The 12,934-nt window shown below is 64.6% G+C and carries 10 protein-coding genes; 1 reads left to right on the plus strand and 9 read right to left on the minus strand.

The window, feature by feature from the left end; genetic code table 11:
• Positions 1-91: 91 nt before the first annotated feature.
• The 8 genes from AC56LV_RS07465 to AC56LV_RS07500 all read right to left on the minus strand — a co-directional run bounded on the left by AC56LV_RS07465 (position 92) and on the right by AC56LV_RS07500 (position 10,242).
• A complete protein-coding gene (locus AC56LV_RS07465) occupies positions 92-4,744 on the minus strand; it encodes a pilus assembly protein (RefSeq protein WP_499556731.1) in 4,653 nt (1,550 codons plus the stop codon).
• Between the two features lie 28 nt (positions 4,745-4,772).
• Positions 4,773-5,375 (minus strand): pilus assembly PilX family protein, encoded by a 603-nt coding sequence (locus AC56LV_RS07470; protein WP_499556732.1) that lies wholly within the window; start codon positions 5,373-5,375, stop codon positions 4,773-4,775.
• The gene (locus AC56LV_RS07475; RefSeq protein WP_499556733.1) at positions 5,372-6,550 is read right to left on the minus strand and encodes a PilW family protein; all 1,179 of its coding nucleotides are present in this window, start codon (positions 6,548-6,550) and stop codon (positions 5,372-5,374) included. The genes AC56LV_RS07470 and AC56LV_RS07475 overlap by 4 nt, the downstream gene beginning before the upstream one ends.
• A complete protein-coding gene (locus AC56LV_RS07480) occupies positions 6,547-6,984 on the minus strand; it encodes a type IV pilus modification PilV family protein (protein WP_499556734.1) in 438 nt (145 codons plus the stop codon). Before AC56LV_RS07480 ends, AC56LV_RS07475 begins: the two co-directional genes overlap by 4 nt.
• Positions 6,981-7,616, minus strand: coding sequence for a prepilin-type N-terminal cleavage/methylation domain-containing protein (locus tag AC56LV_RS07485; RefSeq protein ID WP_499556735.1), 636 nt, complete (start codon positions 7,614-7,616; stop codon positions 6,981-6,983). The genes AC56LV_RS07480 and AC56LV_RS07485 overlap by 4 nt, the downstream gene beginning before the upstream one ends.
• A complete protein-coding gene (locus AC56LV_RS07490) occupies positions 7,604-8,020 on the minus strand; it encodes a type IV pilin protein (protein ID WP_499556736.1) in 417 nt (138 codons plus the stop codon). Before AC56LV_RS07490 ends, AC56LV_RS07485 begins: the two co-directional genes overlap by 13 nt.
• Positions 8,021-8,225: 205 nt before the next feature.
• Complete coding sequence (locus AC56LV_RS07495) at positions 8,226-9,551, minus strand: sensor histidine kinase (RefSeq protein ID WP_499556737.1); 1,326 nt, start codon at positions 9,549-9,551, stop codon at positions 8,226-8,228.
• Positions 9,552-9,564: 13 nt separating this feature from the next.
• Positions 9,565-10,242 carry a response regulator transcription factor gene (locus tag AC56LV_RS07500; protein ID WP_499556790.1) on the minus strand — a complete coding sequence of 226 codons (678 nt, stop codon included), beginning with the start codon at positions 10,240-10,242 and terminating at the stop codon, positions 9,565-9,567.
• Between the two features lie 328 nt (positions 10,243-10,570).
• Between AC56LV_RS07500 and AC56LV_RS07505 the strand changes: the two genes are divergently transcribed.
• Positions 10,571-11,374, plus strand: a complete 804-nt coding sequence (locus AC56LV_RS07505; RefSeq protein ID WP_183553067.1) for a Crp/Fnr family transcriptional regulator — start codon at positions 10,571-10,573, stop codon at positions 11,372-11,374.
• A 4-nt stretch (positions 11,375-11,378) separates the two neighbouring features.
• On the opposite strand, the gene AC56LV_RS07510 is transcribed toward AC56LV_RS07505, so the two are convergent.
• A complete protein-coding gene (locus AC56LV_RS07510; protein ID WP_499556738.1) occupies positions 11,379-12,869 on the minus strand; it encodes a CHASE3 domain-containing protein in 1,491 nt (496 codons plus the stop codon).
• Between the last annotated feature and the right edge of the window lie 65 nt (positions 12,870-12,934).

The following is a 12,934-nucleotide window of genomic DNA, read 5'->3' on the forward strand; positions in this document are numbered from 1 at the left end:
CGAGCCCTTCAAACGGCCCTTGTCGAAAACCCTCGATTTTACCGTTTTCGCAAGGCGCCGTGTGAACTCTCTTCGCTCCCTATGCCATCCCTCAGTCGCGCACGCGGCGCCAGCCGGCGCGGTGTGCCTCGATCGTTTCCGATGGCGGGAACTTGCCGGTCACCATGGTGCCGTCGGCAGTCGTGGTGATCGTCTTGAGCGCGCCCGACGGCAGGCGGATCACGATGAAGCCCACCGCGGCCGAACTGGCCAGCGGATACCCGGCCAGCCCGTCCGGCGAAGCCGCGCGGCCGGTGCAGACATTGAGCTGGTAAATATTGCTGGTGCCGCCGACTTTGCAGTCGGTCGACGAGCTTGGCAAGTTGGTCACCACGTTGATGGTGCCGGCCACCACTTGCGGGTCGAGGTTGACGCGCTCGCCGTCATTGAGGTTGAAGTCGGTGAACCAGCCCTTCGTGCTGGCCAGGTTCACGTCGCCGCCATCGATCGTGTAGGGCGCATTGCCCGTGTCGTCGCCGTCCACGCGCGCCAGCGTGCGCTTGACCATGGCCGACGACTGGCGCCAGGCGGCCGTGCTGATGCCCTCGCCGTCATCCTTGAGCAGATAGGCGCTCTGCACCTCGGTGCTGGTCACGTCGACCAGGTCGAGCAGGCGGCCGGTGCCGAACAGCACCACGCGCTGCGCCGACGCGACAGTCTTGTTGTCGACCGTGGTGTCGACCCGGCACAGCGTGACTTCAGGGCGGGTAGTGACCGGCTGGTTCACGCCGGCGTCGCCCATCAGCACGCGCGCCGGTGCGCCGGTGCCGGTAAAGTCAAAGCGCCACATCTTGCCGGTATTGTCGCCGCCGTACACATACGTCACACGCGGATCGTTGTTCGGGTCATTCGTGATCGCCGAGATCCTGGCCAGGCCGGACGGCGTGCCGACGCTGCCCACGCCGGTCGTCGCCGAACGCGATTCGATCACCTTGCCGGTGGCAACGTCCACCACCAGCAGATAGCCCTTGCCGTCGCCCCCATCGACGCCGTCGACACCCGGGATATTGTTGTAGCCCGAGGTCAGGAACACGACCCATTTTTCCACGCCCGCGCTGTCGACGATGGTGCCGAACTGCGGGTTGCCAAACGTGAGGCCCAGGCGCGTATCGACATTGCCGGCGCAGGCGCTGGCGTCGGCGCACAGTTCCCACAGCGCTTTCGGCGCGGCCGGGTCCGTGACATCGAGCGCGTAGTAACCGCGCCCGCCCGCGTTCAGCCCCGCCACCAGCACCGACTTCCATTCCGTGCCGACCTGGACGTCCGCAATCTCGGGCGAGCCGTCGACCGAGAAGATGTGGTTGGTGCCGTAGGTCGTGCTGGCCAGCTGGTGCAATTTTTTCATCGTAATGCGCGGGACATACGCCCACAATTCTTCGCCGGAATTGGCGTCGAACGCGTGCAGCATGCCGTCGTTGGCCGCGGCGAACACGGTTGCCTTGCGGCTTGCATGGGTGGCCTTGAAGGCGCCGTAGCCGGGCCGGTCGAAATTACGGCGCGGCTCGCGCAGGTATGCCGGCTTGGACGAGGCGATATCGCCCAGCACGATCGGGATCGTCGTCTTGTCGGTGCCCACTTCCTGGCGCGAGAACGCGCGCAGGACGTTGTCGTTGGCGTACTGCTGGCGACCGCGCAGCCAGTTGACGATGTTGCGGCCATCGTTGACCAGCGCGCGGTTGGCCACCGACATATTGGCGCACTGCGTCAGCGCATTGCACTTGTTGTCGAACCAGGCGCGCGTGCCCGTGTCCATCGTGTCGTAGCTGAACGCGGCCAGCGCGCCATCCTTGAGCATGTAGATCGAGCGGCCGTCCAGTCCATCCGCGTCCACCTCGACCTGCTTGCCGAGCAGGCTCGAGGTATTCCAGTCCTCGGTCGGCTCCACGTCGCCGGTGATGGTATTGACCTTGCGTTTGGACAGGCGCCCGTACCAGTGCACGGTGGTGAACGTCGCCGAGAAGATGTCGTTGTCGCTTTGCGAGATGTTCGGGGTCGAGGTGGCTGCCGCCGCTGCTGCGCCGGTCTTGACTTCGATGTTCGACAGGGCCGTACGCAGCCCTTCCACCACCTGCATCGGATCGGATGCCGAGAAGTACTTGCCATGGCCATTGATCGCGGCATGCCACAGGTCGTCCACGCGCGATTGCAGGGCAGCCGAGCCGCTGTCTTCGTCGACGTCCGGATCGGGCCAGACGTAGCGGCCCTTGTCGTTCCAGGGGCAGTTGAGCGCGCCGCTGACCAGCTTGTAAAAGTCGCCGTTCGGATCCGGCTTCGTGTCGTAGTCCTTCTCGTAGTTCATGATGCCGTCCACGCCCAGGCCGAGGGCATAGGTGCGCATGTGCAGGCGGTTGTTCTCGCCGGTGCCAGCCGGCACCGCGCCGGGTTTGGTGTAGTCCTCGAGCGTGGTGCGCAGTGACACGGTCTTGTCGGCCGAGCCGCCGTTGTACCAGTACAGCGCGATGTCAGCCAGCGATGGCTTGCCCTGGCCACGCGGATCGACGCAGCCCTTCGATTGCAGGCAGAAGCGGGCCGGATTGTCGACCTGGTCGTTGCTGGCCACCCCGACCGGCGCCTTGCCATTCCAGTAGCCGTCGGTGGTGATGAACGTGAAGTTCTGCTGGCACGGGTACTTTACGACTTCCTCGCCGGCCGCGTAGTTGTAAGGACTCTGATTGGCGTACATCTTGCCGATGGCGTGCAGGGCCTGGCGCACCGGGGTCGAGCCCTCCGTGTCCATCGCGTACAGCGCGTTGTACCAGCTGGTGCGTTCAGCGCCGGCAAACGGCTTGGGCTTGGTCATGGCGCCTTCGACCGCGGCAACCGACAACGCGACCAGCCCGACGTTGTACTTGTCGGTGACGGGCGAGAACGCCTGGCCGACGGCCGTCTTCATCATCTGGTTGCGGGTGCGGTAGTAGCCATACCAGTTGGCGAAGTTGGTCATCTCCTGCGCATACGAGCAGGAGCCGCTGGTGCAGTCGGTGCGGCCGATGGCGCGCGGGTAGATGGTGCGGCCAGGAACGATGTCCGTGCGCACGAACACCGAGCCACCCAGACCGGTAGCCGACGTCGGCACGATGTCCGAGACGGCGTTGACAGCGCTCATCGTCAGCCAGGTGTTGTTGTTGAGCCGGTTGTTGCTCGGAATGGTGAAGTCGATGCCCAGCCCTTCGGCCTGGCCGGAGCTGTCCACCAGGCACAGCGTCGTGTTGGGTTCGTTCGCACAGACCGGCGACGAATTCGGGGTGCCGCCAACATAGGCGGTCACATTGCCCCGGGTGCCGATGCGCGCTTGCAGTGCCGCCACGACCGCGCTCGCGCCCGTGCTGCGGTTGAACGTGATATCGCCGCCCAGCATGCCGCTGCCGGCAAAGTTCAGGCGGCTCATTACCTGCTTGTCGCGGTTGTTGTTGCTGTTGTTGGTGCTGCCCCCCACGCGCAGCAGGGCGGTCGCGCCCGTGCCGCTCGAGACCATCAGGCCGGTGCCGGCGCGACTGTTGTCGGACACCAGGCTGCACACGGTGAGCGACTTGGTGGTTGAATTCGCAGGGCACGAGACCGGCACGACACCGACCACATTGTCGGCGCCGAGGGCCACGCCCAGGCTGCTGCAGCTGGGCACCGTGCCGTTCCTCGGGGAGCGCACGCAGGCGAAGTAACTGTCGGCGTCGCCGACCTTTTCATTGATCGACACGGCCAGCGCCTGGGCCAGGGCGGCCTGCTTGTCGGCGGTGTTGGTGCCGGCGGCCGCAGTCACGGCGCTATTGGTGATGACCTGCGTGCCCAGCGGACCGACGGCGGTCACCGCCGCGATCGAGCGCGTGCTGGCGGTATTGGACGCGCCGATGCTGATCGTGCCGTACCACGGCGCCACCACGTTCTCGGCGCCAAAACGCGGATACTTGTAAGTGCCGACGAACTTGGCCTGGCATTTGGTCAATGCTTTCGAGTCGCACCAGCGCACGCGCGCAGCGACGGTGTAGTCTGATGCCGGCGACGTGCCGTTGGCAGTCGCGGCGCGGCAATCGGTCAGGTTGGTATTGGTGCAGTATTCAGCAACATTGTTGGTGTAGTAGTACGGCGTGCTGTAGACATAGCGCGCACGGTAGCGGGCGTTGGTTGGGTAGGCATAGCCCCCCGTATTGCGCACGCAATTGTTCAGGTTGCCGTCGCACCATTCGATATCGTAGTAGCCGTCCACCAGATTGCTGGTGTCCGCCGTATTGCCCAGAAAGTCAGCCTTGTTGACGCCATACACGTCGGTCGGCACACGCTTCCAGTCGCCCGTGCGCCCGGCGTCGAGATCGGGATAGGACGTGCCGTCGGCCTTGACCGGCGGGACATACCGCACCGCCGGGTCGTAGTACTGGCGGTTGAAGCCGGCACTGGCAAATGGCGGATCGCCGATCTTGCAGGCGCGCGTGCCGGCTGACATCGTGCTGCCGGCGCGGCAGGTGTCGGTGACGTTGATGTAATCGGGCGTGTAATTGAAATTCATCGACCCCGAGTTATCGTACAGCAGCATCAGGTTCGGCTTGACGGTGCCGCTGCCGCTGATATTGAGCAGTGGCAGCTGGGCGATGGCGGTGGGCTCTGCCTGCGCCAGCGGCGCGCTTACAAGCAGCGCCAGCAATACCAGCGGTGCCAACTGTGCCATTGGGCCAATGCGGCCGGCGGCACGCGTGAGGGTCGTCAAGAAGTTCATGGGCAATCCGTTCGTTTGTACGGCGCCATCAGACGCCGATCAGTACTACCATCTGGTTCACCACAGTGCCGCCGCGCGCACCGTGGATGCGGGCGGTGATCACATAGTGAAGCTGCGGGCTGGCGGCGTACACGACGCCATCGGTGCGGATGCTCTCGCCGATGGCGGTCGCGTTGCCCAGGCCGGCCGTGTTGGCGGCGGTCTGCACGCAGGCGTTCTTGTCGTCGAATGTGCCGGTGCTCTTGCACAGGCGGTGGATCACGTATTCCACCTCGGTGCCGCCCGAATCCGTGACCTTCTTGCTGTCGCTCCAGAACTCTTCTTCACGGGTGGACAGGCCGGGCGCCATCGTGGCGCGGTAACCCTCTGCCGGCAGGTGCGCCGTCAGTGCGCCCTTGTCGGTCTTGGCTTTCTGGTCGATCCATTCGAAGCCCTTGTGCAGCCCGAAATCGGCGGCGCGGCTGAGGGTAGCGTCATAGGCGAGGCTCGATGCGCTCAGCGTCGTGCTGTTGCTCGACTTGAGCAGATAGATGCTCGTCACCAGCATCACCAGCATCATGATCAGCATGACCGGCAGCGCAATGCCGCGCTGGGCTGCCAGGGCAAGTGGGTGCGGACGATGCGCCATCATGGCCTCCATCCCGCATTGCGCAGCGGGATAATGGTGTCGAATACACGGTAGCGATAGCACGTCCAGTCGACTGGATCGTTCTCCACTGCCAGGTCGATCTCCACTTCTTCGGCCGTGGCTTCGCTCGGCTGCGCGCTCGCGAACAGTGTCGGCGCGGTGGTCGTGGCGCTGCATGTGCCGTCAGCGGCAGGCCGCTCGGGGTTTTTCCCGCGCGCCACCACGGCGATGCGCAGCGCCACGATGCGGCCATAGTCGCCGGGACTGCCGGTCACGCCGTCGCCGTCGGCATCGATCATGGTGGACGACCAGGCGCTGATGGCGGTGCCCTTCTCCGGTGCAAACGCGGCACCAAGGCGTCCGTCGAAACCGTACTGCGCCTTGAGCGAGACAATGTCGCCAGTCACCGCCTGCGCATTTTGGGCGGCATTGGCCATGTCGGTGGCGCGCAGGCGCAGGTAGCCACCCTCGACCGACCAGGTATGAAACGCCAGGCGCGCGCCCGGTCCGAGATTGAACAGGCGGGTCGTATTGCCCGTGTAATTCGCGCCCAGCGCGCCGCGGTTGAAGCGCTGGCTGGTCGCGCCGAAGGAGAGTTCAGGCTTGTCGGGAACGCGCGAGATCTGCGCCAGTGCGCAATCGGCCCCGATATTCTCGGGCGCGACGACGATCACGTCGCCCAGCGTGAAGTAACCCCATGGATCGCGATCGACCTCGACGCTGGTGCCGCCGATGTAGTTCTTGATCACTCGCATGGTCGACGTGCCGCCAGGGGCCCCGCCTGCATACAGCGTCAGGCGGTCCGGACCCGTGCCGCCCGGCTCGATCACGGCAGCGGCCAGCGGCCGGATCGTGGCGCCGCCACGCGTGGCCGGCGCCAGCTCGTAGCCCTGGCTGTCGGCGAACATGGTGTTGCAGCCGGTGATCAAAGGGTCGTTCAGGCCGAAGCCGGCCTGCTCGGCGTCGCTGCTGATCTGGAACATTGCCAGCATGCCGTTCTGCATCGAGTTGGAGCCGCCCAGCGCGGCGTCCTTATTGCGCTCGCTGTCGGTCATGATCCGGGTGGCAAACAGCACTGCCAGCAGGCCAATGACGACGCTGACCATCAGTTCGACGAGCGAAAAACCACCGGCGCGGAGAATGGACGGGGACGGGGCCCTTGTGGACGGGGCGCTCATGGTTTCGATGCCGTCAGGTAGGATTTGATCCGATGGGTATTGCGCTGGCTGTCGCTGGTGCGCTGCCAGCCGATCGCGATATTCACTTCGGTGCGGCCTGCAGCAGCATTGGTGGCCACGCCCACCACGACGCCGGCGCCCGGAATCCGCTCCTGCACGGCCGCATGCCAGGCGGCCAGGCGCGCACCCGGGGTGCCGCCGGCAGCCAGCGCGTAGTCGGCGGCGTGCGGCATGTCGCTGTACATGATGCCCAGCAGTTCGTTGGCAGCGACAGTGGCCTCGGCCCGCATTCCGGCATCCGACAGCGCCGCGATCGAACGGGCCTGCAGACCCAGCGTGCCGACCAGGGCAATACCCAGGATCATCACGGCAAGCAGCGACTCGAGCAGCGCGACGCCGCGTTCGGCACGGCGAATCATTGAAGTGCGGATCATGGCGGGCACCTGCGCGAATCGCCGGGGGCGGCGCCCGGCACACAGGTCACCGCCATGCCGCCCAGGGTCAGTACGACGGCCGAGGGCTTGAATTCACCCACGAGCGTGCCGGCTGGTGCGAGGTCGACGCGGCGCACCTGATTCTGCTGGCCGGCATCGATCCAGCCCAGCGGCGTGAAATATACGGCGTCATCGTCGGCCGGATCCAGCGTGACGGTCAGCATGGTGGTCGGGGGCAGCGTGTCGGCGCTGCGCACGAGCGAGCGGTAGTCTGCCGTCGGGCCGGTTGCCCCCCTGGCCTCCGTGGTGGCGGTCGACCAGTCGTTGCTGCCATCGGTGCAGGGGTTGTCGCTGTTACGCAGGCACACATCGATCTGCCAGCCTGGCTGGCCATTGGCGCCGGGAGCAAACACCAGCCGGCTCTGGCTGTTGTGCGTCATGGCCAGGTTGCGCGCCTGCGCGAAGCCGTCAGCGTAAAACTGCGCCGCGCCGGTGGCGCGCGTACTGGCCAGCCAGCCCGTCATCTGCGGCACGCCCACGGCCAGCAGGATCCCCAGCACGACCAGGCCGACCATCGACTCGATCAGCGTGAAGCCGCCTGCAAGGCGCGGGGGTGGGCTTACTGGGTACATGCGCCATCCTTGCGGTCGACCCAGCAAGTGTCTTTCTTGGTCCAGCCGGCCGGTGCGCCGGTGGTGGCGCGGGTACCGGCCTGGTCGATGGTATAGACGAACTCGGCTGCGCCAGCGCGGCCGGTTGCCGTCAGCACGTAGGCGCTTGCGCTGGCGCTCGTCAATGTATAGGTGAAGTTTTTGGTGTCGGCCGGCTTGCCCGCAAAGCCCTCGTACGTGCGTTCGTTGGACCAGTACTGCTCAAGACGCGGCTGGGTCGACGCCAGGTCGCCATGGGCTTCAGCCAGGCGCGCGCGCAGGATGTAGCTATTGTAAGAAGGTAAGGCAATGGCGCTCAGGATGCCGATGATGGCCACGACGACCATGAGCTCGACGAGCGTAAAACCGGATTGACGTTGCTGCATGAAATTCTCCTGGGCGCCGGGCGCTGATGGCCGGGCTACATTTGTTGCGCGGCATGTTTCCAGGTGGAATCATAATGCATGAAGCTGTCATTTCCCTGAGGGAATGCTGACAAAACCCTGACAGCCGCGCAAAATGCGGTGCCGGCTTGACGCAACAACCTGGTTTAGGGGATTGCCGCGTTTGCCGCAGCCGACGGACAGGTTGTCAGCCGGACGTCGTTGATGCGCCAAAACGCACAATGACGTGCGCGCCGCCGCCTGCTGCCTCACCGATCGTTACGGCCGCGCCGTGAGCGCGCGCGATGTCGCGCACGATCGCCAGCCCCAGGCCGCTGCCAGTGGACTTGTCATCGAGCCGTACGAAGCGCTCGAACACGGCGGCGCGCCGGGCAGCAGGAATGCCGGGGCCGGAATCAACCACAAAAAACTGCGTTACCCCGTCATCCAGCCCGCAACCGACCGTCACCTGCCCGCCGTCCGGCGTATAGCGCAGTGCATTGTCGACCAGGTTGTCGATCAGGTCGCGCAGCTGAAAGGCGTCGCCCGTGACCGGCGCTGGCGCCAGCTCGAAGCCCAGATCGATCCCCTTGCGCGCCGCCTTGTCGACGAAGAACTGGATCGACTCCTGCACCAGCAGCGCCAGGTCGAGCGGGCCGGCATGGTCACCCGGCCGCCCTTCCCTCGCCCGCGCCAGCGCCAGCAACTGGTTGACCTGGCGGATCATGCGCTCGTTGGCCAGGCCCATCATGGCGAGCGAGGCCACGGTGTCGGCGTCCTGCGCGTGGCGGGCATGCAACCATTCGAGCTGCAGTTGCACGCCGGCCAGCGGCGTGCGGAGCTGGTGCGCCATATCGGCCAGAAAGTCGCGCTGGGCCCGCGCGCCGGCCTCGACTTTGTCCAGCAGGTCGTTGAAGCCGCTGACCACCGGTGCGATTTCATACGGCACCCCGTCGCCGGGAATGGGCGCGAGGTCGTCCGGGCCACGCCTGGCCAGCTCGGCGCGGATGCGCGCGAGTGGCCGCAAGCCATTGCCGACCGAGAGCCAGACGACGCCAACCAGCGTCAGCGTGCCGAGTGAGACCAGCACGACGAGCGAGCGCACGATGGCGGCGCGCACCTCGAGGCGCTGGCGCAGTGTGCGGGCCACGCCGACGTGCCGGATGCCGTTTGGCGTGGCCACGGCCAGCGCGACAACGCGCACCGGCTCACCATTGACGTCGGCGTCGTACGCCGGCGCGCCGGGCCGCAATGCCGGAAATCCCGCGCTGCCTTCGAGATGCCGGCCTCCCACGTCGCGCACCGCGAACCAGGCGCGCTCGCCTGTCGCCGCAGGGGCCACGGGCGGCAGGCTGGCTGCGCCACCGGCGGCCACACGGCCTGCCAGGGCCGTGGCGGTGTCCATGAGGCCGGCATCGAAGGCCACCTGGGCGGGTGTCCAGGCCAGGCCCGCGACCAGCGCGGCAAGCACGAGATTGACGAGCAGGATCGGCCCGAGCAGCCATTTCAGCAGGCGCAGGCGGATGCTGTTCACCGGGAGGACCCGATCATGTGGACGCTTCGAGCAGGTAGCCGAAGCCGCGGATGGTGCGGATCGCCACGTCGGCGCCATCGAGCTTCAGGCGCAGGCGCGAGACATAGACTTCCACGGCGTTGAGCGTGACATCGTCGCCCCAGGGCAGGATGGCGTCGAGGATCTGCTGCTTGGAGACGACGCGCCCTGCATGCTGCAGCAGGTATTCGAGCACGCCCCACTCGCGCACGGACAATTCAATGGCGCCTTCGCCGATGCGCGCGCGGCGCGTGGCGCTGTCCAGGCTCAGACGGCCTAGTGTCAGCACGGACGACGGGGGGGCGTGGCGGCGGGCCAGCGCGCGGATGCGGGCGACCAGTTCGGCAGTGGCAAAGGGTTTGACCAGATAGTCGTCAGCGCCGGTTTCCAGGCCGCGTACGCGGTCTTCGACGGCGTCACGGGCGGTCAAGAGGAGGACGGGGATTGCGCCGCCACGCGCGCGCAGGCGGCGTACCACCTCGAAACCATCGATCCCGGGCAGGCCGATATCCAGCACGGCGACATCGAATGTGGGGGCAGACTCGGCACATTGCAAGGCAGTGTCAGCGGCAAGGCCGTCGCGCACCAGGTGAACCGTCATGTCCTGCGCGTGAAGCGCACGCAGCAAACCGTCGGCGAGCACGGCATCGTCTTCGACAAGCAATATATGCAGCCCGATGTGCGGTCCGGTTCGCGGCTCAGTGCGCAGCATTTGTAGGAATACCCTGTTTTGTGGACGATGAACATCACCGCCGGCACCCCGAATTATGCGTTATTTTTTGTTTCCATAACAAAATACAACGCCTTTCAGGGGCAAAACAGGCATTTCTCCCAGTAGGACTGGGCTGACACGTGATGATGCTTGCAACCTACACCGGGGCGACTACATGTCTTATGTGCGTTAACAGACGGTGGACGTAAAGTACACACATCGCAACAAGGCAAGCACCATACGCCTTCTGACTTGCACCCGACGCACGATAGACCTAAGAGGACATAAAATGAACAACACTCAACTTGCTGGTATCACACAAAAAGCAAAAAGCCAGACCCCTGCCACGAGTGAGGCAATGAAGTCCCAGTCTAAACCGATCGTCAGCTACAGCGGCACCCAACAAAATGAATTGCTGGCAGCACTGCCACGCATGGACCTCGAAGAGATGTTCGACCACCTCGAACTGGTGGCGATGCCATTCGGTAAAGAACTGTTCGAGTATGGCAGCAAACTGGAATACGTGTATTTCCCGACAACGGCAATCGTGTCGCTGCTGTATGTGATGGAAGATGGCGCCACGACCGAGATCGCTGTCGTCGGCCACGAAGGCGCAGTCGGCGTGTCGCTGTTCATGGGTGAGCGTGCTACCTGCTCGGCTGTCGTGCAAAGCGCCGGTTACGGTTATCGCCTGCGCACCCAGTACCTGCGTGACGCCTTCAACCGCGGCGGCGCCCTGCCACAACTGCTGATGCGCTACACCAACGCCCTGTTCGCCCAGATGGCACAGAACGCTGTCGGTGGCCGTCACAGCTCGATTGAACAGAAGCTGTGCCGCTGGTTGCTCGACCGTCTGGATCGTTCAGCAAGCAACGAACTGAAAGTGACCCAGGAACTGATCTCGATCATGCTGGGTGTCCGCCGCGAAAGCATCACTGCTGCCGCTGGCAAGCTGCAAGACGAGGGCCTGATCCAGTACCGTCGCGGCAACATCACCGTGCTCGACCGTGCTGGCCTGGAAGACTACGCTGGCGAATGCTACAAGGTCGCCAAGTCGGAATACGACCGCCTGCTGTCGGACGTCGCACGCTAAGCAGTCAACCCGGATTCGCCGCCCTGTGCGGTAGCGGATCCTGATAATCCGGCCCTGCACTCTGCGTCAGGGCCGGCGGCGCGCAAGCAGTGCCTGCCACCTCATTGCCACCCGGCGCCAATGCCGGAATCAAGGCCCGAACACACGTTCCAACGTCATTCACTCCCCGCTCCACCACCAGGGTTCCGCCCAGTAGCAAGGCGCGCTCACGCATGCCAAGCAAGCCATGGGATCTCGTGCCGGTCAACATGCCATCAGGGATGCCGATACCATCGTCGGTAATTTCCAGCCCCCATCCAGTCGGCTCCCGCGTCAGGTTGACGATGACATTGCGCGCCTTCGCGTACTTCGCGATATTGTTGAGCGCTTCCTGCGTGATGCGGAACAAGGCGATGGCCTGTGTCGGACCGGCTGCATCCACGTCGGGATCGATCAGCGCATCGCAATCGAGCGACGTGACGCGCGCGTAATCGGCGCAGTAACTTTGCAGCGCAGCCGACAAGCCCATATTGTCGAGCAGGCTCGGCCGCAGGTTCTCGACGATGCGGCGCTTGAGCTGCACGGTATCGACCAGCGTGCGGCGCGCGCGGCCAAGTTTGTCCATCAGATCCGGTTCGCTCGCACGCAAGCGATCAATGACCGTGGCAAGATCAATGCCAATTGCCGTCAGGTTGGCGCCCATCTCATCGTGCAGTTCGCGTGCAAGTCGTGATTTCTCTTCTTCCGACACGCGAATCAGATGGCGTGACAGTACGGATAATTGTGCAGTACGTTCCGCGACGATATGCTCGAGCCCGTCGTTCGTCTGCTGCAACGCGTGCTCGGCATCGAGGCGCGCCCCGAAGGCCCGCTCCACCAGCTTGTAAAAGAGCAGCAGGATGATGATGGCCGCGACATTGATGCTAACGCCAAACAGCGCGGCATGACGGTATTGCTGATAAAACCCGGCAGTGCGCGACTTGAGCAACTCGTTTTGTTCACGCGCCATGATCACCACCTGCAGGCGGATTTCATCCATCTCTGCGCGCTCGTCCGGTGATGCGGCGATCGCGACGATGTCATCCAGGCCACCGTTGCGGAATACTTCCAGGGACTGGTTCAGCAAGGCCAGCTTGCGCTGGACGAGAGCGCGCAATTGCGCCAGATTGCGGGTTTGAGAAGGATTATCGGCAAGCAGCACGCCAAGTGCGCGCAGCTGGCCATCGATCTGCTGCGGCGCGCCGCGCAGCGGGCTCAGATAGACCGCATCGTTCGACAGGAAATAGCCACGCAGACTAGATTCGGCATCCGTGACGAGGAGATTCAGGTATTGCAGTTCGTCGGAGACCTGGGCGGTCTGCGCCTGGAGCAGATTGGCGTCGCGCAAATCATCGAGATTGCGCAGCAAGAATATGCCATTGAGCACAAGCAGCACCACGCATACGAGGCACAGCACAGACTTGTGAAGAGGAAGACGACGGGCCGGGCGCTCGGCCCAGGTGGTAGAAAAATACATCCAGACATCCTTTCACGCTGACAACGCGGCCTCGCATTCTACCTGTAAGGACGTATTGTTGCGCC

This window comes from Telluria sp. RB2R28 (genome assembly GCF_059685835.1).